This window comes from Geobacter sp. 60473 (assembly GCF_036323535.1).
Lineage (GTDB): Bacteria > Desulfobacterota > Desulfuromonadia > Geobacterales > Geobacteraceae > Geobacter > Geobacter sulfurreducens.
In genome coordinates this window covers 902087-924222 of sequence record NZ_AP028967.1, presented here as the reverse complement: position 1 = coordinate 924222, position 22136 = coordinate 902087, and the positions used below count along the sequence as shown (strand labels likewise).

The 22136-nt window shown below is 60.1% G+C and carries 13 protein-coding genes and 1 CRISPR repeat array; of the genes, 3 read left to right on the top strand and 10 right to left on the bottom strand.

Going from position 1 to position 22136, the window contains the following annotated elements; all coding sequences use genetic code 11:
* The first annotated feature begins 9 nt into the window (after positions 1-9).
* From AABA48_RS04110 to AABA48_RS04100, 3 genes are all read left to right on the top strand, one after another.
* Positions 10-363, top strand: a complete 354-nt coding sequence (locus AABA48_RS04110; protein ID WP_010942045.1) for a hypothetical protein — start codon at positions 10-12, stop codon at positions 361-363.
* A 262-nt stretch (positions 364-625) separates the two neighbouring features.
* Entirely contained in the window at positions 626-883 is a 258-nt protein-coding gene (locus AABA48_RS04105) for a hypothetical protein (RefSeq protein WP_010942044.1), read from the top strand.
* Positions 884-974: 91 nt separating this feature from the next.
* The gene (locus AABA48_RS04100) at positions 975-4886 is read left to right on the top strand and encodes a choice-of-anchor D domain-containing protein (protein ID WP_338271153.1); all 3912 of its coding nucleotides are present in this window, start codon (positions 975-977) and stop codon (positions 4884-4886) included.
* A gap of 207 nt (positions 4887-5093) precedes the next feature.
* Positions 5094-12565: direct repeats of the CRISPR family, unit length 29 nt; unit sequence CGGTTCATCCCCGCGCATGCGGGGAACAC.
* Between the two features lie 74 nt (positions 12566-12639).
* On the opposite strand, the gene cas2e is transcribed toward AABA48_RS04100, so the two are convergent.
* The 10 genes from cas2e to cas3 form a co-directional block, all read right to left on the bottom strand.
* Entirely contained in the window at positions 12640-12945 is a 306-nt protein-coding gene (gene cas2e, locus AABA48_RS04095) for a type I-E CRISPR-associated endoribonuclease Cas2e (RefSeq protein ID WP_010942042.1), read from the bottom strand.
* On the bottom strand, positions 12926-13846 hold the full coding sequence (gene cas1e, locus AABA48_RS04090) for a type I-E CRISPR-associated endonuclease Cas1e (protein WP_014551619.1): 921 nt from the start codon (positions 13844-13846) through the stop codon (positions 12926-12928). Before cas1e ends, cas2e begins: the two co-directional genes overlap by 20 nt.
* 27 nt (positions 13847-13873) lie before the next feature.
* Positions 13874-14458 carry a mobile mystery protein B gene (locus AABA48_RS04085; RefSeq protein WP_045668449.1) on the bottom strand — a complete coding sequence of 195 codons (585 nt, stop codon included), beginning with the start codon at positions 14456-14458 and terminating at the stop codon, positions 13874-13876.
* On the bottom strand, positions 14455-14925 hold the full coding sequence (locus AABA48_RS04080; protein ID WP_010942039.1) for a mobile mystery protein A: 471 nt from the start codon (positions 14923-14925) through the stop codon (positions 14455-14457). Before AABA48_RS04080 ends, AABA48_RS04085 begins: the two co-directional genes overlap by 4 nt.
* Positions 14926-15094: 169 nt before the next feature.
* Entirely contained in the window at positions 15095-15703 is a 609-nt protein-coding gene (cas6e, locus tag AABA48_RS04075; protein WP_338271152.1) for a type I-E CRISPR-associated protein Cas6/Cse3/CasE, read from the bottom strand.
* Complete coding sequence (cas5e, locus tag AABA48_RS04070) at positions 15690-16370, bottom strand: type I-E CRISPR-associated protein Cas5/CasD (protein WP_338271151.1); 681 nt, start codon at positions 16368-16370, stop codon at positions 15690-15692. The genes cas6e and cas5e overlap by 14 nt, the downstream gene beginning before the upstream one ends.
* Positions 16371-16372: 2 nt before the next feature.
* The gene (gene cas7e, locus AABA48_RS04065; RefSeq protein ID WP_338271150.1) at positions 16373-17467 is read right to left on the bottom strand and encodes a type I-E CRISPR-associated protein Cas7/Cse4/CasC; all 1095 of its coding nucleotides are present in this window, start codon (positions 17465-17467) and stop codon (positions 16373-16375) included.
* Positions 17468-17494: 27 nt separating this feature from the next.
* On the bottom strand, positions 17495-17938 hold the full coding sequence (gene casB, locus AABA48_RS04060; RefSeq protein WP_010942035.1) for a type I-E CRISPR-associated protein Cse2/CasB: 444 nt from the start codon (positions 17936-17938) through the stop codon (positions 17495-17497).
* Positions 17922-19442 (bottom strand): type I-E CRISPR-associated protein Cse1/CasA, encoded by a 1521-nt coding sequence (gene casA / locus AABA48_RS04055; RefSeq protein WP_338271149.1) that lies wholly within the window; start codon positions 19440-19442, stop codon positions 17922-17924. The genes casB and casA overlap by 17 nt, the downstream gene beginning before the upstream one ends.
* Positions 19439-22090: a CRISPR-associated helicase/endonuclease Cas3 gene (cas3, locus tag AABA48_RS04050; protein ID WP_338271148.1), complete on the bottom strand. Its 2652-nt coding sequence runs from the start codon at positions 22088-22090 to the stop codon at positions 19439-19441. Before cas3 ends, casA begins: the two co-directional genes overlap by 4 nt.
* Positions 22091-22136 lie beyond the last annotated feature (46 nt).

Below are 22136 nucleotides of genomic sequence, written 5' to 3'. Positions count from 1 at the left end.
GAGAATGCCATGTTGAAACAACTGCTTGCCCCCCTGCTCCTCCTGACTCTCGCGCTCCCTCCCTGCGTCCACTGCCAGGAACACGAAGGAGAACGGGTTTTCATCGTCAAGGACTACCGCTATCAGCCCGCGGAAGGCTCACAGGCCGACCCGCAGATGGGGCAGGATCTGTGCGGGACCCGCTGCAACGCCCTGTCGTTCGACTATCTGAACGTGATAGAGCCGGGCGGCTGGAGGATGATCAAGGTCGCCGACCACAGCGAAATCACCGTTGGCCTGGACAATCCCTTTCTGGGCGGTGCGTGCGTCTGCATCGGCGATGAATATATCGTAAAGATCGATGATCTCAATAGGGTCAGATAGGGCGAAAGGGACGGAAGTCCCCATCTGAGGATACCACCAGCACTCTTGCCGGCGCGCCCCTGCCCCGCCGCCTAACGTATTAACAACAAATAATTTCTAAAAATACCTGCCGCCTGTTTACACCATATATACAGAGCAGTATACTCATCGATACACAAACTGAACACTCAGTCAAGCCGATCTGTTCAACCTGTGCTTGTAAGCCGATTTGATGACCCTGCATCCGCATTGAGTATCACCTTTCGGAAAAGGAGAATAGGCCATGAAAAGACTGATGGGAGCAGTAACCGGATTACTGATTTCCGGCATTCTGGTCGCGTCGGGCATGGGGGCGGAGCCCTCCAAGGCGCCCCGGCAAAAGCGCCAGAAGGGTGAACCAGCTGCGCGTTATGACGTAAATGCCGCTGGCAGCAAGGTGCCCCAGGCCCAGAGAAACGTGGTTAAAAAACGTGAAGATGCGAAGAAGCGGCGCGATGAACTGCGCAAGGTGCGTGACGCAAACGTGCGTGCGGCGGACTGACAACCGTGGGCCGGCCGCACTAATGAGTAGCCTGAAGCCAGCAACACCCGGTTCCGACGGGTTATAGCCAGCACAAAGGAGACATTTGATCATGACTTCCGCACGCATGTTATTGGCCACGGCCATAGCGATTCTCACTCTCGGGTCCGGTACCGGCACCGCGCTGGCGTTCCTCAAGCCGGACAAGACCCCCATCGGTCCCGGCGACACGCCGGACTACCTGACCACCCCCAACTGGGCGAACAGCCCGCCCATGCGGAAATTCGTCGACACCCTGCCGGGACTCGGCAGCGGCAACGCCAACAACCTAGGGCAGTTTCTGTCCGTGGCCGTACCCGACATCACCACCTACCCCGGCTCCGATTATTACGAAATCGAACTGCGGCAATACTCGGAGCAGATGCATTCCGACCTGCCGCCGACCACCCTGCGGGGCTACGTCCAGGTGAACAACGGCACTGACACGACCTCGTGTACCGATCCGTCGCTGAACCTGGCCACCCCCTGTACGACAGCCAACAACACCGTGGCTCCGGCACCCGGCCCCCGTCACCTGGGCCCCATTATCGTTGCCCAGAAGGACCGGCCCGTACGGGTAAAGTTCATCAACAAGCTCCCCACCGGCGCCGGCGGCAACCTTTTCATCCCCGTCGACCAGACGGTCATGGGCTCGGGTCCCTTCCAGATCGACTACGATCCGGTCACGAAGCAGGCAACGGCCCTCAAGTCGGGCACCTTCACCCAGAACCGGGCCGAACTGCACCTGCACGGCGGCCGCACCCCCTGGATCAGTGACGGCACCCCTCACCAGTGGATCACCCCCGCCGGCGAGATGACCGACTACCCCACGGGGGTCAGCGTGGAAAACGTACCGGACATGCCCGACCCGGGTCCCGGCGCCCAGACCTACTACTGGACCAACCAGCAGAGCTCCCGCATGCTGTTTTACCATGACCACGCCTGGGGCATCACCCGCCTCAACGTCTACGTGGGCGAGGCGGCCGGCTACCTGATCAGGGACGCTGTGGAGCAGGAACTGATCACCGCCGGAACCATCCCTTCCGCGGAGCTTCCGCTGGTCATTGAAGACAAGACCTTCGTTGACCCGGCCACCATCGTCGCCACCGACCCTACCTGGGCCTGGGGTAGCCAGCCCTGGACGGGAACCGGTCCCATGACGCCGGTCAAGGGCGATCTCTGGTGGCCCCACGTCTACATGCCGGCCCAGAACCCCTTCGACATCACCGGCATCGCCCCCATGGGACGCTGGGCCTACGGACCTTACTTCTGGCCCGCCACCAACAACCCGTTCCAGCCGATCCCCAACCCCTACTACAGTGCTGCGTGCGATCCGGCGGGCGACCCCGCCACCACGCCTGGCTTGCTGGGCGGCCCTTACGGCCAGTTCTGCCAGCCCCCCGAGATTCCGAGCACCCCCAACCCTTCATGGGGAGCTGAAGCGTTCATGGATACCCCCCTCGTCAACGGCACCGCCTATCCGGTCGTCGACGTGGATCCCAAGCCTTACCGGCTCCGCGTCCTCAACGCGAACCATGACCGGTTCGTCAACCTGCAGCTCTACAAGGCCGATCCGACGGTGGATCCCAACGCCACGCCGGGCTCCGACGCCAAGTGTCTGGCGCTCGGCGGTTGTGCCACCGAGACAGAAGTGAAAATGCTTCCGGCCCTGGACTACTCGACGGATCCGACCTGGCCCGCCACGTGGCCTGCCGACGGCCGTCCCGGCGGCATCCCCGACTGGACCACCCGGGGTCCCGACTGGGTCATGATCGGCACCGAGGGCGGCTTCCTGCCCAAGCCCGTGGTCATTCCCAGCCACCCGGTCACCTGGAACAACGACGTAACCACCTTCAACGCCGGCAACGTCAACGGCGGCTCGCTCATACTTGGCCCCGCCGAACGGGTCGACGTGATCGTCGACTTCTCCCAGTATGCCGGGCAGACCCTGATCCTCTACAATGACGCGCCTGCCCCCTGGCCCGCCCTGGATCCGCACTACGACTACTACACCGGCTCCCCGGACAACCGCGCCATGGGCGGCGCCGACACCACGCTGGCCGGCTTCGGCCCCAACACCCGCACCATCATGAAAATTCGCGTCGCAGCCGGCGCCGGTGCTCCTTTCAACCTCGCCGCGCTGCAGGCCGCCTTCACCTCGGGCAGCAACTCCGGAGGCCAGCCCAGCGTCTTCCAGCGCTCACAGGACCCGATCATCGTGGGTCAGGGCAACATGAACCCCGCCGGCGACCCTGCTGTCTTCAGCGCCTTCCTGTTCCCCGAAACCTATGATGCCTACAACAAGGCCTACGACCGGGTGTTCCCCACCTCGTGGCCCAACTGGGGCGTCTCCCGCATCAACGACAAGGTCCTCAACTTCATCGGCAGCGACGGATCAACCACCTACCAGTACAACCCTGCCGACACCACGCCCCTGCCCTGGGATCCCACCAAGACCACCAAAGGCGGCATGCCCATGAAGTTCAAGGCGATCCAGGACGAGCAGGGCGAAACCTTCGACGACTACGGCCGCATGCGCGCCGCCCTCGGCCTCGAACTGATCACCCCCGGCGCCGGCCGCGTCAACTTCATCGTCCAGACCTACAGCGACCCGGCAACGGAAGTGCTCCAGGAAGACGGCATCCAGATCTGGAAAATCACCCACAACGGCGTGGACACGCACCCGGTCCACTTCCACCTCTTCGACGTCCAGGTGCTCAACCGGGTCGGCTGGGACGGCTTCATCCGCCTGCCCGACCCCACCGAACTGGGCTGGAAGGATACCGTCCGGATCAGCCCGCTCGAGGACACCATCGTCGCCATGAAGCCGGTCAAGCCCAAGATGCCGTTTGGCATACCCAACAGCTTCCGTCCCCTGAACCCGGCGACCCCTCTCGGCGACACCACCGAGCTCTCCATGGTCGACCCGACCACCGGGCAGGCATGGGCAACGCCCAACATCAACCGCCTCTTGAACTTCGACTGGGAATACGTCTGGCACTGCCACATCCTGAGCCATGAAGAAAACGACATGATGCGGCCCATGCAGTTCATTCCCGTAACCAACCTGCCGGACGCGCCGACCCTGAACACGGCCATCGTCACCGTCAACAGCGTGGTGCTCAACTGGACCGATTCTACGCCGCCGAGCGCGCCCACGACCCTGGGCAACCCGAAAAACGAAATCGGCTTCCGGGTCGAGCGTTGCGCCGGCAGCAGCTGCACCAATTTCGCCCCCGTCGGGACGGCCCTGGCGAACGCCACCAGCTATACCGACCTGGCCATCAACTCGACCACCACCTACCGGTATCGGGTAGTCGCCTACAACGCCCTCGGCGATTCGCCGGTGTCCAACGTCCTTTCCGCCGACACGGCCGTCATCTCCAGACCGATAATCACGGTTTCCCCGCTGACGGCAAACTTCGGTAACGTAACCGTCGGCTTCACCTCGAGCCCGACTAACATCACCGTAACCAACACCGGACAACTGCCCCTTGATGTAACCGCGTTCACCCCATCGGGCGGCAATGCGGCCATGTTCACGATCCAGAACGGTTCCTGCGGCACCCTGCCGGTGACGATCGCCCCGGCCGCCAACTGCACCTTCTCCGTCACGTTCGCTCCCACGGCAGCAGGGAATGTGACGGCCAACCTGCAGATCGCCTCAAATGACGCCGCCTCTCCCGTGCCGAACATCAGCCTTAGTGGTACGGGCATCTCGCCCACCACCAACCCGGTCCGGATCAACACTACCTACTATCCGAGCCTGGCGGCCGCATTCACTGCAGCGGCTTCAGGCAACACCATCCAGGCCTTTGGGGTTCTGTTCGTCGAACCTGCAGTCAACCTCAACAAGACCGGCACCATCACATTCAGCGGTGGTTACGACGCGCTCTTCGGCACCAGCACCGGCATGACGACCCTGCAGGGGGTCCTCACCATCACCAACGGCGCGCTCGTGGTCAATAACCTTGCGATCCAGTAGAAGCGACGGACAATAGTCCGGACGCCGCACACACCAAGCCTTGAAAAAAGAAGACGGCTCCCGATGATGGGGCCGTCTTCTTTTTTCCAAAGAGCACCACCGTAACTACACGTTGCAGAAATGGATGAAGCCATTAGGAGCAGACACGCATCGTCCGGCTCCAGGCCATCCCGTCCCGTGAACACAAGCCCTTGCACTCCGAAAGGGCGGTTCATCCCCGCGCATGCGGGGAACACGAGTCAGTGTCAACTATTACATGGTCAAGTACCGGTTCATGCCCGCGCATGCGGGGAACACTTTTCCGAAGGCGATGAGTTTTTCGACTATGACGGTTCATCCCCGCGCATGCGGGGAACACTCAGAAATACACCTGTGAACCGTTCATGTACTCGGTTCATCCCCGCGCATGCGGGGAACACCAGGCGAGGGCGCCGGAGCCTTTGCGCAGCCGCGGTTCATCCCCGCGCATGCGGGGAACACGCCACTATCACCTCTTTCATCCCCAGAAGGCTCGGTTCATCCCCGCGCATGCGGGGAACACCTGCGTCTGGCGGCTCGGTCTACACCGAATCCCGGTTCATCCCCGCGCATGCGGGGAACACCTGACCGAAACGAGCACCATGCCCCAGACGAACGGTTCATCCCCGCGCATGCGGGGAACACGAATTGCTCAGTGGTGATGTTCATGGCGGCATCGGTTCATCCCCGCGCATGCGGGGAACACGCTGTTATCCAGCGGCCAAGCGATGAGTTCGCCGGTTCATCCCCGCGCATGCGGGGAACACTGGTCGGGGGGAACTGGTACATTACATCCCCCCGGTTCATCCCCGCGCATGCGGGGAACACCAGCCATAATCGATCCCAAGGGGGGCGCCGGTCGGTTCATCCCCGCGCATGCGGGGAACACCTGTACGCCACATTCTCAAAGAACACGCTGTACGGTTCATCCCCGCGCATGCGGGGAACACCAATGGACGATATCTTCGGCCAGGACATAAAACGGTTCATCCCCGCGCATGCGGGGAACACGCAACTCCGAACCAGACCGTTCGTCATAGTGGCGGTTCATCCCCGCGCATGCGGGGAACACGAGAACTGGACAAGTGTGTTGATGGAATGCTGCGGTTCATCCCCGCGCATGCGGGGAACACCCAAGATCGTCCTGGTCGGGGCTATTTCTTCTCGGTTCATCCCCGCGCATGCGGGGAACACGCGGCACACGTACCGTTTTTTTACAAAGCTGGCGGTTCATCCCCGCGCATGCGGGGAACACGGAGAGAGTAGAAACAACAGGGTAGAAAGCCCCGGTTCATCCCCGCGCATGCGGGGAACACGTATGCCCGTATAGTCTCCCCAAACGGCGCTTCGGTTCATCCCCGCGCATGCGGGGAACACAGAACAAAAAAGCAACACGTGTTTATAAATCCCGGTTCATCCCCGCGCATGCGGGGAACACATTATTGGTGGAATGGTGAGGATGAGTTGTCACGGTTCATCCCCGCGCATGCGGGGAACACATCCCTCAATTTGTTATGCCGTGACAATCGCCCGGTTCATCCCCGCGCATGCGGGGAACACCTGGGCCAGAAACGCACCATCTCCGGCACGGCCGGTTCATCCCCGCGCATGCGGGGAACATCGGTTAAATCTCGGTTTCATTCAATCGTGGAGCGGTTCATCCCCGCGCATGCGGGGAACACATTGGTGTTGGCGAAGAACTCGGCTCTACCAGCGGTTCATCCCCGCGCATGCGGGGAGCACATAGCGCCAAACCTACATACGGAGCCCACCAGCGGTTCATCCCCGCGCATGCGGGGAACACTCCGACTCTGCCGCCGTAGCGTTTGCCGCGTCCGGTTCATCCCCGCGCATGCGGGGAACACCTACTCGGCCAAACTATACTACATTCCGCGACCGGTTCATCCCCGCGCATGCGGGGAACACAGCCTCGACAATCCGAACCGTTCTTGCAGGCCCGGTTCATCCCCGCGCATGCGGGGAACACTGTGATCATCCACGTTGCTTTCGTTCCGTTCCCGGTTCATCCCCGCGCATGCGGGGAACACGGGTGACACCACCGGCAAGGCTCACGGTGCCGCGGTTCATCCCCGCGCATGCGGGGAACACTCGGAAACATAGTCATACGTGGGCGCGTTGTTCGGTTCATCCCCGCGCATGCGGGGAACACGCTCCACGCCTGCAGGCGGGCTTCGGCGGCGGCGGTTCATCCCCGCGCATGCGGGGAACACTTTCCGATGGAATCCCGGTGTGACTCGCGCGCCGGTTCATCCCCGCGCATGCGGGGAACACAGACAAGCGACGTCCAGCAATAGCCCGAGAACCGGTTCATCCCCGCGCATGCGGGGAACACAAAATGCTGAATGCCTCGGACGAGCCCCGCCACGGTTCATCCCCGCGCATGCGGGGAACACGCCTCCGGATTGCGTTGCAGGCGGAGGGCAAGCGGTTCATCCCCGCGCATGCGGGGAACACGTGTCGGCCTCTTCGGCCAGCAGGGCACCGTACGGTTCATCCCCGCGCATGCGGGGAACACGAAACAAGGAATGGATTGACGTGCTGGGTGCGCGGTTCATCCCCGCGCATGCGGGGAACACTCCATTAACCTGGCCCGTGCCCGCTTCCGGACCGGTTCATCCCCGCGCATGCGGGGAACACATGAGAGCCCAGGCGAATATCCCCGGCAGCTCCGGTTCATCCCCGCGCATGCGGGGAACACAATCTCTACGCCTCGCGGCCCTGCATCACGAACGGTTCATCCCCGCGCATGCGGGGAACACCTCACGTCCGCACTTCTCGGCGTAGGCCATAGCGGTTCATCCCCGCGCATGCGGGGAACACGTTGACGATGTGTGCCCATTCTACGGGATGCTCGGTTCATCCCCGCGCATGCGGGGAACACCAGCAATCGACAACCTGTTTACTGCGTTCGACCGGTTCATCCCCGCGCATGCGGGGAACACTCTATGAGTTTTTGCACGGTGACGACGTAGGCCGGTTCATCCCCGCGCATGCGGGGAACACCCCGGCCCGTACCGGCACGAGAACGCCCCGTACGGTTCATCCCCGCGCATGCGGGGAACACAATTATCAGTATTGTTGCTGTTCCTGCTGCTGCGGTTCATCCCCGCGCATGCGGGGAACACTATGGCGATATCCTCAACCGCGTGCACGTCCTCGGTTCATCCCCGCGCATGCGGGGAACACCTCACGAAACGGTCGTCGACCCGGCGGGTGTACGGTTCATCCCCGCGCATGCGGGGAACACGAGCTGGGCGCCAATCTCGACCCGCAGGTGGACGGTTCATCCCCGCGCATGCGGGGAACACTGGCACTGCATGGTTGATGTATCTACCGTTGACGGTTCATCCCCGCGCATGCGGGGAACACAGCGTGGGGTAATTCGCGGTAAGGCGCGCCCCCGGTTCATCCCCGCGCATGCGGGGAACACGCTGCCCGGGAGCGGGCACTGTGGAGCTTTCTCGGTTCATCCCCGCGCATGCGGGGAACACGTCGGATGGAACCCAGAATGGTCCTTGACGCCCGGTTCATCCCCGCGCATGCGGGGAACACCTCCTTTCGTTATGCCACGTAGCGGACCAGGGCGGTTCATCCCCGCGCATGCGGGGAACACACGAACCCGACCGTCTACGACACCGTGGCGCTCGGTTCATCCCCGCGCATGCGGGGAACACACGGCTCAGACCTATAACGACCCCGGTTTTTCCGGTTCATCCCCGCGCATGCGGGGAACACGGTCCATAACTCTACTCCAGGATGATTCGGGACGGTTCATCCCCGCGCATGCGGGGAACACATGACGATACCGATAGGGAGACAGAGTTTTTTCGGTTCATCCCCGCGCATGCGGGGAACACGTCGAGTTCGTCGCCACGGATGGCGAGTGGGTCGGTTCATCCCCGCGCATGCGGGGAACACTCGAGATCTGCGGCGGTGAAATGGCCGTCTTTCGGTTCATCCCCGCGCATGCGGGGAACACCGGAGGTGCTCGTCGCGGGGCTTCTGGTTGAGCGGTTCATCCCCGCGCATGCGGGGAACACACGAGGATCAGCTCAAACTGGGCATAGGTGAGCGGTTCATCCCCGCGCATGCGGGGAACACCAATAGCATTCCAGATAAAAATCACATAAACCCGGTTCATCCCCGCGCATGCGGGGAACACAAACAGTCTGATCATTTCCGCATCCTCCGTGCCGGTTCATCCCCGCGCATGCGGGGAACACGCTCGGGAGCTGCTCATCGAGGGCGATCAGTTGCGGTTCATCCCCGCGCATGCGGGGAACACGGTGATGTTTCCCGGCTACATGGTGGGCGTTTCGGTTCATCCCCGCGCATGCGGGGAACACTCCTGAAACTGTCGATAATTTTCCCGGCCGGCCGGTTCATCCCCGCGCATGCGGGGAACACGACTACCGGTCAATCGTTGATGACGTGAAATACGGTTCATCCCCGCGCATGCGGGGAACACCCCCGGCGCTCAATTTGTGTCGGGGGATTGAGCGGTTCATCCCCGCGCATGCGGGGAACACGCCTCGGTCGAGAGGCCACGACTCTCCAGGTACGGTTCATCCCCGCGCATGCGGGGAACACACCAACGCCGCGCCCGGCTCTAGTGCCCACAACGGTTCATCCCCGCGCATGCGGGGAACACTTGCTGTCAGCCGCGAGCACCTCGGTGATGATCGGTTCATCCCCGCGCATGCGGGGAACACGTATTCCTCGTCGGGATCGGCGTTCGGATCGACGGTTCATCCCCGCGCATGCGGGGAACACTGCATCGCTACATCCGGGAGGCCGAGCGAGATCGGTTCATCCCCGCGCATGCGGGGAACACCCGAATTTCTTTCAACCCTGCCGGCATGGTTTCGGTTCATCCCCGCGCATGCGGGGAACACCACGGCGGTTTCATGGATATGGGGCCGGCCCTCGGTTCATCCCCGCGCATGCGGGGAACACTTTGTTGTCGTTGGCCCGGGCGGTGTCAAGGTCGGTTCATCCCCGCGCATGCGGGGAACACGCGATTGTGTCGGGTGACCCGATTGCGGCGAGCGGTTCATCCCCGCGCATGCGGGGAACACATGAAAGGGGGGGGCATCCAGCCCCCCCCCAACGGTTCATCCCCGCGCATGCGGGGAACACACCCGATGCCAGGGAGAGTCAAAGCCGGGGAGCGGTTCATCCCCGCGCATGCGGGGAACACTATAGTTGAAAGCAAAAACCCGATAATATCGGCGGTTCATCCCCGCGCATGCGGGGAACACGTATCTCTTTATGGCGATGGTTATGAAACAGGCGGTTCATCCCCGCGCATGCGGGGAACACCCGAACACGTCGGAGCGGATTTCGTCCAGGCCCGGTTCATCCCCGCGCATGCGGGGAACACCGGCCGTAGTCATTCGGCGCCGCACCGCACTCCGGTTCATCCCCGCGCATGCGGGGAACACAAGCGACAAAACACTATGCCGATCACCGCGAGCGGTTCATCCCCGCGCATGCGGGGAACACTTGTCGTTTTCTTTCTGCAGTTTGACGATTTCCGGTTCATCCCCGCGCATGCGGGGAACACAAGCCATGCAGCACCGAGCGGCCGGAGTAATCCGGTTCATCCCCGCGCATGCGGGGAACACTTCGTCTGCGCAGAGAATCTTCATGGCGAGATCGGTTCATCCCCGCGCATGCGGGGAACACGTGGCGAAATATTCAGCTAGTCCCTGCTCGACTGGTTCATCCCCGCGCATGCGGGGAACACCTTTCGCCATAATCCGTTGTTGGCTCCTTCCACGGTTCATCCCCGCGCATGCGGGGAACACACTTTTGGCAAAATCCTCAAGTATTTTCTTTGCGGTTCATCCCCGCGCATGCGGGGAACACACGTCCATCAGCCTTGATTTTTTTCCGGGTTTCGGTTCATCCCCGCGCATGCGGGGAACACTACCCCGTCCCGGCTCCTGCCGTTCTTCTGTCCGGTTCATCCCCGCGCATGCGGGGAACACGACACTCTCAAAAAAGAGGTTTTTCCCGGTGCCGGTTCATCCCCGCGCATGCGGGGAACACTGCTACCCAGAGGACATAGGGTGTACCGTTATCGGTTCATCCCCGCGCATGCGGGGAACACCACATGGTAGGCGACAGGGGCGCCGGTTTCGTCGGTTCATCCCCGCGCATGCGGGGAACACGTGGCCGACACCCTCGAGATCATCCGGGCCGCCGGTTCATCCCCGCGCATGCGGGGAACACTCCGGGTACAGTTCGCGGAGAATGTTCCCCGCCGGTTCATCCCCGCGCATGCGGGGAACACTCAAAGGAGGGAAATCCGATTGCCTCTTTCCTCGGTTCATCCCCGCGCATGCGGGGAACACGCCATCGGTAGCGGCGGAGATAAGGACCTCACCGGTTCATCCCCGCGCATGCGGGGAACACAATTCAACCTTGCACTCCCACACGGCGGCGGCCGGTTCATCCCCGCGCATGCGGGGAACACCGGATCTCGCTCGACGTCAAGCTCTTGGCCGACGGTTCATCCCCGCGCATGCGGGGAACACGACTTCTTTGCAGGCGTCACGGAAGTGGAGGCCGGTTCATCCCCGCGCATGCGGGGAACACAGCCGGCTGCTCTTTTTCGACGCGAGCGGCTTCGGTTCATCCCCGCGCATGCGGGGAACACGGTGGCGCCGAAATCGGCGTTGTCGATGGCGACGGTTCATCCCCGCGCATGCGGGGAACACCCCTTGTCGAGTTTGCCCGAGGCGTTTTTGACCGGTTCATCCCCGCGCATGCGGGGAACACCCAAGGGGCATCAGGTTCCACGACTTGCATCGCGGTTCATCCCCGCGCATGCGGGGAACACCACTGCGGTTACCACAGGACAACCTGGATTCTCGGTTCATCCCCGCGCATGCGGGGAACACGTGCCGTGTCGGAGGCGTCGGTGGCCCTCGGGCGGTTCATCCCCGCGCATGCGGGGAACACTCGGCGGCGGGGTCGAACATGGTTACCCTCAGCGGTTCATCCCCGCGCATGCGGGGAACACCAGTGAACGAAGAGTCGGGAGCGGTCGATCCGCGGTTCATCCCCGCGCATGCGGGGAACACCGTTCTGGACCTCATCCGAAACACTGTTAAAACGGTTCATCCCCGCGCATGCGGGGAACACAGCTGAAAGGGATTGATGAGGCGTTGCGAGCGCGGTTCATCCCCGCGCATGCGGGGAACACGGCCCTTGCCCCAAATGCGGCGGGGCCATGCGCGGTTCATCCCCGCGCATGCGGGGAACACCAGTACCTAGGGACGGCGTCTATGTTATGCGACGGTTCATCCCCGCGCATGCGGGGAACACGAAACTTGTTTACAAAGAATCGTGTCATCGTCCGGTTCATCCCCGCGCATGCGGGGAACACTCACCGTGTGGCCAGTGCCAGACACGTCATACCGGTTCATCCCCGCGCATGCGGGGAACACAGGCGTATCTGAATCGCCAGGCAGATAAAATGCGGTTCATCCCCGCGCATGCGGGGAACACATCGTCGTTCGCCTGATCGAATTTCCGAACATCGGTTCATCCCCGCGCATGCGGGGAACACTCAGCAAGCCCCCACGACCACCCCACGAGCATCGGTTCATCCCCGCGCATGCGGGGAACACACTTCCTCTACATCATTGAATTCACATGCAATTTCCAAACAGCTCAAACCTACCAACTTTTCTCACAGGTTTCGTCATGGTTCGGCAGCCTGCTGTGCTCCATTCTCCGGCAGGAATGACACCAACTTGATTCCATCCATCTCTACCGGAACTCGCCGGTTAGCGCCGAGGGTTAGGAAGTCGAAACCCGACTCTGTGTTGGTACTCCAAGCCATGACGGCGTTACCGTCGTCTATCCCCTGCACGGTGGTATTCCAGATCATCTCCCGCACCCGACGCGAGACTTTGCCCACGTAGACTCCGGCCCGCACTTCAAGCAGCCAGAGAGCCAGCCGGCCGCGCAGCCTCGGAGGCGCATTCTCAACCACGATGACCAGCATCGCCGATCCCCTCCTTGTTCGGAATTACGGCTTCGACCGACTCGGGCGGCGGCGTGGGCACATCCATGCCACCGGCTGCTAGCACCTGCTCAATGGTAGGTATGATCCGGTGCAGAAGCTTTGACTGGCGGAAGGCATCGCGGCAGGCGAGCCGTACTTCCCGCTCCGGGTCGCGGGGTTTTTTGGCGGCTATCCGGAAGGCTACCGGCACCACGGTTTCGAACTTGAAGATGTCGGCGATGTCGTAGACGAACGATTGGGGTTTGCCGGTATGGATGAAACCGACCGCAGGGGCATAGCCCGCAGCCAGGATCGCCGCCTCGCAGATACCGTAAAGACAGGCGGTGGCCGATGACAGACAGCGGTTCGGCACATCGCCGCTTTCCCACTGAGTGTGGTCGTAGTTGCGGGCCTTCCACGCAACACCGTGCTGGCGGGCGAGAAGCTCATACATCTTGCGCACCCTCACCCCCTCAATGCCGCGCAGTTGTTCCACGCTTCGCCGCTCGGGAGGTTCTTCCCTGAAGCGGAGGGCGTACATCTTGCGCACAACTTTCAGCCGAGCCGAATCGTCCAGGGCCAGTTTAGCCTGGTAGAGGAGCCGGTCGGCCCGCGCCCCGCCCGGCTGGCCCGAGGCGTAGAGCCTGACCCCGGCCTCGCCGATCCAGACGAGGAGGCAGCCGATCCGGGAGGCGAGCGTCACCGCTGCATGGGATACCCGTGTGCCCGGCTCCAGCATGAGACACGCCACCCCGCCAACGGGGAGATGGGTGCGGACGCCGGTCTTGTCCACCACCACGAAGGCGCCGTCAAGCACATCGAGGTTCCCCCTTTCCACATAGAGAACCGAGATGCGATCTTTTATCGGGATGGGTTTAAGGGGAGGAAGCTGTGGCTGCATTGCTGACACCTCCTTGGCAAATCAGGATCACATCCGCACAAATTCCAGCAGAAGTTGATAATCATGCCGGTCGGCGGCGCGAAGCGCTTCGATATAGTAGCGCCGGCAGTCACCGACACTGACGAGATTGCCGCTTCCCCAGGTAAATCGAGGACGCTGCAGAGCCTGGACGAGCAACAGGTCGGTCATGGTCCGGGCATGACGGCCGTTGCCGTTGACAAACGGATGTATGGCCACCAGCCGGTGATGGAACCGCACGGCAATCTCGTCGGGCGGGTAGGTGCCGAACGCTATCCAGGCGACAACATCGTCGCACAGTTTGCGTAGTTCAATCGGCACCTGCCACCACGTGACGCCGATATTCTTGTCGCTTCTGCGGAACTCTCCGGCCCAACGCCATACATGGCCGAACATCCGCTTATGCAGACGACGAATAAAGGCTTCGCTCAGGATATTCTTCTGCCTGCGTCCGAAAGCCCAGGCCTCCCCTTCCGCGATATTTTCCTGCTCCCAGCGATCCAGCTCGCCGCGTGAGGTAATGTGCGTCAGGAGAAGCCCTTCAGCCTCATCTGAATCAAGAGGAGTTGCCCCGTCGGGGTACTCGAAGTTCATGGGGCTTTGCTCCACAAATCTTTCGGCATAGTCCGCACCAGTTCCTCCACCGCGGCATCCAGCGCCTGCTTCATCTCCTCTTCCGAGAGCTGCTGGCTTTCCAGCATCATGGTGTGGGACACCCGCAACAGGCGCTCACGCGCCACGGCCTCCGCCTGCCTCCTAATGGTTTCCTCAAGGCTCGTGCGCGGCACCAGAGCATAGAGAAACACGCAATCCAGAGCCTCCGCAGCCTGGCGCATGGTCTTCATGGTAACGGCCCCGGACAGTTCATCCCGTTCCAGCGCCGTCACCCGTGGCGGCGTCACCCCCAAACGGGCGGCAAACTGTACGCCAGACATCCCCAACGCTTCCCGGATGGCTCGTATCCACCCCCTTGCCGGGGGAGATACTGCTTGTAGTCCGGCGAAACGTGAGAGAGTTTTCCCCAGTTGTTCAAGAACGAGACGTTTTCGGCTTGGCAGCATAATTAACCTCTAAATTAATTTTATCGTCATTAATATTAATGTATTTGTTAATTTATTCAACAGTATTATTAATATTAAGGTTAATTTGTACCGATAATCCTGTTACTATGATCACACCTGCCGAAAAGGCTCCTTTCCCCCCTTTATGAAGGGGGGGCGGGGGGAGGATTTATGTCCTAGCCAGCGATAGCAAACCGCAGCCGAAGGCCTTGGCAGGGCCGATGCCGGTATTGATCAGGGATATCAACCCGACGGGGTCCGTCACTGACAACACACCATGAAAACTAACCGCCTGTACCTTACCGACCCGCTTTTCCCTGGCCTTACGAAAGTTCATAGCCGGACGCTTTTCTACCTCGACCGCCTCAATGACGGCCACGCCCTCAAGTTTCCGTTTCAGCCATGCACGCAGATCCTCCTCACGAATCAGCGGAACGCGGCACTTCTTTATTTCATTGGCACTATTTAGTCTCGCGCTTTCGTCGTTGATCGTCTTTACTGGGTTGGCGACTAGCATAAAGCGCAGCCGCTGATCTTGCTGGAGACTGGGAATGTACGGCTTGCTCCCCATCAACCGTACGTCGCGAGTTACAGCAGTGGCCGGTTCGCGTCGAGACAGCATCAACACCTCCACGCTCTGTTGACCGGACCGCTCAACACGAAAGAGGAAATCACGCTCGGCGTCGGCATCTTCGGGAAAGAGCTTCCACAACACTCGATGAATCTCGTAGGGATTGCGACAGGCTGTCCCGTTGATCAAGGCTTTACTCAGATACATCGACCCCTCCATAGACATGGACGTTGCGGCTGGCAAACTGGCGCGGCTGGCGCACCAATGGCACGTCACGAAGCCGTATGGTTCGTGTTTCGCCCGGCTCCTCACTGTAGATCACCCCACCATCCGAAGGAATCATGCGCAAAGCGTCACAGGCATTCGCTGCAGAAAAGCTCATCTCGAACAGCGGACGGGACAATGGACAACTGCGCCGACCAAGATAGGGGGTGAAGTGGGGCGACTTTACGGCCTGTTCCAGTTCAACCAGCGATATCGTCGCAACGTCGGTATTCCAGACGGCAACGGTGTAGGCAGCATCGAACAGGTATTCGCGCCAAGTCTGAATGGTCTCATGGCTTTTCAGGCCGAAATAATTCTCCCGCGCATCCCTCACCGTGTGGTAATCGGTTGCCTTGATGATTGGCAGGGAAGTTTTTCGGCCGTCGCGCCAAATCCGGAAACGTTCTTCCTTACGAACAGCAAAGGCCACGCTATCTGCCAGTTGCTGCAGGCGACCCGGCTCGTTTCGCCTGATGCCCAGGCAGGCACCGAGCAGGCCGAGGAGGGCGCTACGTGTGGGGAAGTTGCCGGACGGTCGCTTTCCCTCGAAAGTATGCTCCCCCCATGACTGCATGGGTCCTTGCAGCTTGAGGATCAGATAATCACGCATGGTTACCCCTCTCCGTTGTTCATCACCCAAGTTTTGAGTTCGTTAATAGTACTCTTCCGGGTGATCCCTTCAGGGACGCTACTCTGACCGAGGATGAACTCGCCGCACCGCTCGGAAAGGCCGTAACCTGTATGGATCTGCTGCCAGTAGTTATGCAGTTCAGCAATGGAAGGCTCTTTGAAGCCGCTGCCATTGACGCTACGGACAGGTTTTTCGAATGCATTAGCGAGCGATACCGGGATATCGGAAAAGGAAACCAGGGCAAGGTCGGCCAGGTTGTGAGCTGCGAAACTCTGCTGTTTGGCTGAAGGGACAACCGTTGCCAGCATGTGAAGCAGATGAGCGCCGATCTCCAGTGCCTTCTCGCGCGGGGCATTGCCCAGGTTTTCCTGCAACTGCTTCACGTTGAGGCTGGCATAACGGTAGAAGACCCCGCTGGAAAATTCCTGCGTATCGAGATGACCGGAACCCAGTTCCTGCAAGTCGTCCACGGCAGTGAACCAGTCGATATCCGCATCAACGCTGTGGGTAGTCAGTACATGGGCCACGGCCAAGGCACCATCGACCTTGCCGAGTTCACTCATAAGACCTGACGTCGCCATGCGACCGGAAAGGGCAATATCAACACCGGATGCCAGAGCCTGCCGCATGGCGGCCGTTTCATTCTTCAACAATTTGCCCAGAGCTTTTTCGTCCTGTCCTTGCGCCACCATCCTCTTGACCTGCTCACAGAACCATGCCACCTCTTCGATTGCCCACGGCGCCACGGCATCACCTTCTGTCGCAACCTCGACACTTAACTCCTTGCCGGCCAGCAGCCCAACAGTCTTCTTCAGGAGGTCGGTATCGTAGCGTCCGGCCAGACGATCATTTATGATCGCGATCAGTTCGTCCAACTTCTTGGTGCGCACACTCGCTTCGCCAAGGTGCTGACGATAGTAATCACTCTTTCGGATGGCCCGTTTGAGGCTTTGACTGGAAACGCGCACCCGCCGCTCACCACCGAAAACAGCAGATTTCTGCATGTTCATATCGTCGCGGTTAAGGCAGGAGGGACTGTGGGAAATCAGGATGTGAAAGTTGATGAAGTTCTTCATGTAACTATCTCCTATAGATGTTTGAAATCAGTTCGAGTGATTGAGGAAGTAATCTTCGAGCAGGTCGCGCTTGCTCCGGTCATTCCAGTACCAGAGTTGTCGCGCCGCCAGATCCCAGTTCACGGTCGGTTCGGCCATACGCAGAATCCGGCGTAACTGGATCATGTCGTTGGGCTCGCTGCTGCGCACAACCTGAAAAAGACGTTTTTCGCCAACGCCCCTCCCCTTGGCCAACGCTCTGCCCAGGCTGATATTCTCGCCGCTGTGTTTGATGCACGGCAGGCAGAAGATCAGTCTCTGGTAGGCTCCCTTTTCCCACTCCGTGGTTCCCCGACCGCTGAAGAGCCGATAAAAAGCCGGCACTTCCAGTAGATCGTCCGGGCGTTCGACTCGGCGCAACTCGGCTCTCGGGCCCGGAGCCAGCCGCTCCCATGCCTGATAGAGGCCCATGAAATCATGCGTTCGTTCCATCGTCCCTCCTTCCATCCCGTTGTGGTTTGAGTGCATTTAAATGCTTGTACAGTGTCTTACGCGCCACGGCTGTGGTACGGATTAATTCCGGATCGTTGCGGTAGGGTGCGACCGATTCGTTGAAAAGTTCAACGACAATACTGTGGAGCTTATCCCCCATTGCCAGCAATGCCTGGGCTGCTTGTTCAAAGTCGATGCGTGCCAAGGTATCGAGAACCGTATCTTCACTACGGCGGTAGAATTGCTCCTTAGCCAATTCATGAACCTTAACACCGGCTCCCTTGATCTCTTTGAAGCCCGAAGAAAATACAAAAAGCGACTTATTCAGTGCATCGCGATACCCGACCGCCTGTCCGACCAGCGCATGCACCACCTCTGTATGCCCGCTCCAGCCGTCATTGAGAAAAATCAGTTCGTGGCGCCGTTCAAGAATCGATGCCTGATTGTTGCGGTAGCCGCCGACTGTCAGGCGTAACTTATTAAGTAGTCCCTGCGCCTGCCGCACCACCGCGGCCGGTTCCTGCCCTTCCTCTTTACTGTTGGTCATTTGCCGCTGCACGACAAACCGGCTCAACTGGGTCCAAGCCGGGGCTGCGGTGGTAAAGGAGACAAATTTTTCTTCCCGCTCTCCCTTCTTCACCGAACTGATACGGGGGCCGTGGGGGTGAGGCCAGAGTCCGTCGATGGTGTAGTTGAACTTTGCCTTGTTGAACCCCGTATAAACCTGCTTCTCAACAAAACCGCAACAGATGCAGGTTTGCTCTCCTTGCGGCGGCATCAGTTCAAGGTGTCCCGGCTGCCAGAAGAGCCCACGCAGCATGCCGATGGTCTGCGATGGAATCGTCTCACCCGCCTTGATCGGTGCAACCCAGGTCGGTTGCTGACTGCGTGTTGCGTGATGCCACGGGATAATTTGTGTCAGACGCTCTTCACTCAAGACATTGAGCCAGACGGTTTGCCTCAAATGTTCACCTTGCACCAGAGTTGTCACCGGCGCTCCACCGCGCAGACTCCCCTTGAACCCGCCACCGAAACTCGGCGCATTGGATGACTGGTTGAACAGGGCGATGGCCGCGCAGCCACCGCACAAACAGGCGCCCAGCCCCGGTTCGTTCACAAAGCAACTATTTGTCGCTCCCGTCAGTCCCGCCAGCAACTTATCCATGGGAGTCGGGTCCTTGGCGCTGACGTTGCGCACCTGCATGAACGGAAAGTCGGGATGATCGAGCCGGAACCACTCGCGATAGGGCGCACAACCGCTCTCAAACTCATCCAACGATAACGGAGCAACTATCCGCTGTTTCAACGCGGCAGTGCTCTGCGGCGGAAAGAAAACCTGCGTCATGCAGATCAGCAATTGCAGGGCTGCCAGTTCCATGTCGTCGCGCGGTAGGCACAGCTCCCATCGGCCGTCCTCGCATAACAGTTGCCGCAACGTGAGTTTGCACGCCGCACCGGCCGGTAATGGCCGCACAGGTATCCATGCTTCGGTCAGCAGATTCATTTCACCCTCTCCAGTCCGGTATCGCAGTGATACCTGAAAGCAACCTTTTCCCCTTCACGCACATAGCACCCCTCTCCTTGTTCCGTCATGGTGAGCCAGTAACGTCTTTCCTCGTCAATTTCGCACAACGCTTTCAGCCAACCACTCCAGCGCGCAGGGACATTGATACTGTTGAGAGCCAACTCCTCTGCCCTGCGGAATTCATCCAGATCACCAAGCAATCCACCATCGAGGAAGCGCCGCCCCTTTGGCGAATCGATGACCGGGATCACCGTCAGCCCCATTTCATCGTCACGGGTAACGGCGGTGACATTTTCATCTGAATCCGAAAAGGGGGTGATTTCAAATGCCTTCCGAATCATCTCCTTGGCGCTATAAGTCTTACTCCAGGTTTTGTCCTTGAACTTCTCGAACCCTGCAATCACCAAATCTGGCTCTGTACCCCAAGACTTCTCTTGATAGGCACTCTCGATCCATTCCCGATAGGCAGCCGGGAACGTAACCTGACCGGCGGATGCGGAAGTCAACAACTGTTCGGTGCGCCAAAGCACTCGGGTATCCGCATAGATTTTCCCGGTGTAGCCGTAATTGCATTCGCACGGGAGAAGGATAGTGCAGACTGGCTTGTCATACCCAGCAGGTCGCGATGCGCGTGGATGACGATGCAGTCTCCCCATGCGCTGAAAGAGGAGGTCGACCGGGCACAACTGGGTGACCAGCCAATCGAAATCCAGATCGAGAGATTGCTCGACAACTTGAGTGGCAACCAGAATGCGTCCCTGTTCGCGTTTGCCGCTGGGACCGAAACAGTCGATGACCTCGTTTTCTCTGATTTGCCGATCCTTGAAGCGGTAACGCGCATGAAAGAGGCCGACCGGAGCGGATGTCATCTCTCTCAGGGCAGCGGCGATTCTCTGGGCATCGTTGACCATATTGCAGATCACCGCAACCTGCGCGCCACTCTCTGCAGCCCTGACAAGGCGAGCGAGCAAGGTCTGGTCTGGTTCCATTCCCTCAAGCCGCAGGGCTTCAATTTCAACCGTGACCGGTTTTGGCGTTTCATGGCGAGCCAACGAAATAGGCGGGAAATCCACATTTCCGAGCCAAGTCAACAACGGATAGGCTGCCGATGGGTTGCATTCGGTGCGTTGGTCTCCCCAGGCCGCTGCGAGTTGTTGCTTCAGCGTTGCGGGCAGGGTGGCCGATAACAGGATGGCCGAGCCGCCGCACTGGCGCTGCTGACGCAAGACTTCTTCAAGCAGGCCGTACATGTAGGCGTCGTAGGCATGCACCTCATCCACGATCAGCACGCTTCGTCCCACCCCAAGGCCACGCACGAAGCGATGTTTGACCGGCAATACGGAAATCAGGACCTGATCGATGGTGCAGACTCCGATCTGTCCGAGAAAAACCCGCTTGCGACTCTCCGCCAGCCATTCCCCACATTGTGTCCAGCCGTCCGGGTCGGCGACGTCGCTATACCCTCTGCGCTTGAGGTCCGTGAAGGTCCGGTTGAACCGGGCATTGCCATGGGCCAGTAAGAGGTTCGGGCTGTTGGTAAAAATACGTTCAGCCAGCGATTCAAGTCGGCCCAGCATGGCGTTGGCAGTGGCCTGCGTGGGGAGCGCGAAGATGATCGAATCGGCTTGCCCGGTAGCCAGCAACCGCCAGGCATGGGCAAGGGCAGCTTCGGTCTTGCCTGATCCGGTCGGTGCTTCAATGATGGTCAAACCGTCCTGAAGCGGTAACTGATCGACCTTGGTTTGCAGTGGACGAGGCGTTGCGATGGCAGGGAGAAGGTCGGATATGCCACCGTAGCTCTTGGCTGTGCCGTTAAGCCCGGAGAAAGCAAGGATGGCAGGAGCGTCCTGTGAGAATTTTTGTGTGAAATAGTCCGAGATTGACAGCGGTGACTGATGGAAGGAGAAATTGGTGTCGTCGCAACGGGAAGCCAGCCAGTCTGACACGGAACAGAATCCGGCCAGTAGCGGCGATGGAGGAGGCGGAGCGTTATCGAGGGAAAGACCGGCCGGTCGCAGGAAAAGTTGCTCCAATGCTTTTAGCCACTCTTTCCGGGCTGTTTGATCGATCTCGGCGAATCTGCCGTCGACCGAAACAGAAAGAGACGCATCACTTGCATATTCCGCCTGTTTCACATGGCCATGATGACCCGTCACCGCTTCGACCCACGGTTTCCAGTTCGACCACTGGAGCGGTTCATCGTCGATAAAAAGTGAATCAGCAGTGGGCTCGCATCCGTTTAAGGCGAAAAAATCTTTCTTGAACCAGAAGAGGCCGCTCTCGCCGTGCTGGTATTGGTTGATGTCAAATTGCGAAGGCAGGCTTGCCCCCTGACCTGCCAACGGATGCAGCTTCTCCCACACCTCCCTGACCTTCAGTTGGAAGCGCAGATCGAATTTGCCGTAATCGTGCAATGCGACAAAGAAGAGCAGCCAGGCGCGGATCTGTAACTCGGAGCAACTGGCGTGATAGGAGAAGCTGCGCCGGATAGTCGGACTCGCATCCCACCAGACTGCGGCCACCGCCGCGACGTCGAGGCAATGGTACGGCAAGAGATGGTAACCGCCTGCATCCTTCTCAGCCTTCCCCCAATACCAAACATACTCCGGGACAGTAAGACTTTCCATTTCCCCCTCCAACGCAACCAAGCAAGCCACCATCATCGCGTTCAGT

What these genes read in the sequence shown, in the direction of transcription:
- casA (WP_338271149.1), bottom strand. Translation starts at nt 19,442, where the DNA reads ATGAATCTGCTGACCGAAGCATGGATACCTGTGCGGCCATTACCGGCC.
- casB (WP_010942035.1), bottom strand. Translation starts at nt 17,938, where the DNA reads ATGGAACGAACGCATGATTTCATGGGCCTCTATCAGGCATGGGAGCGG.
- cas2e (WP_010942042.1), bottom strand. Translation starts at nt 12,945, where the DNA reads ATGCTGGTCATCGTGGTTGAGAATGCGCCTCCGAGGCTGCGCGGCCGG.
- AABA48_RS04100 (WP_338271153.1), top strand. Translation starts at nt 975, where the DNA reads ATGACTTCCGCACGCATGTTATTGGCCACGGCCATAGCGATTCTCACT.
- AABA48_RS04080 (WP_010942039.1), bottom strand. Translation starts at nt 14,925, where the DNA reads ATGCTGCCAAGCCGAAAACGTCTCGTTCTTGAACAACTGGGGAAAACT.
- AABA48_RS04110 (WP_010942045.1), top strand. Translation starts at nt 10, where the DNA reads ATGTTGAAACAACTGCTTGCCCCCCTGCTCCTCCTGACTCTCGCGCTC.
- cas7e (WP_338271150.1), bottom strand. Translation starts at nt 17,467, where the DNA reads ATGAAGAACTTCATCAACTTTCACATCCTGATTTCCCACAGTCCCTCC.
- cas3 (WP_338271148.1), bottom strand. Translation starts at nt 22,090, where the DNA reads ATGGAAAGTCTTACTGTCCCGGAGTATGTTTGGTATTGGGGGAAGGCT.
- cas6e (WP_338271152.1), bottom strand. Translation starts at nt 15,703, where the DNA reads ATGTATCTGAGTAAAGCCTTGATCAACGGGACAGCCTGTCGCAATCCC.
- cas1e (WP_014551619.1), bottom strand. Translation starts at nt 13,846, where the DNA reads ATGCAGCCACAGCTTCCTCCCCTTAAACCCATCCCGATAAAAGATCGC.
- AABA48_RS04085 (WP_045668449.1), bottom strand. Translation starts at nt 14,458, where the DNA reads ATGAACTTCGAGTACCCCGACGGGGCAACTCCTCTTGATTCAGATGAG.
- cas5e (WP_338271151.1), bottom strand. Translation starts at nt 16,370, where the DNA reads ATGCGTGATTATCTGATCCTCAAGCTGCAAGGACCCATGCAGTCATGG.
- AABA48_RS04105 (WP_010942044.1), top strand. Translation starts at nt 626, where the DNA reads ATGAAAAGACTGATGGGAGCAGTAACCGGATTACTGATTTCCGGCATT.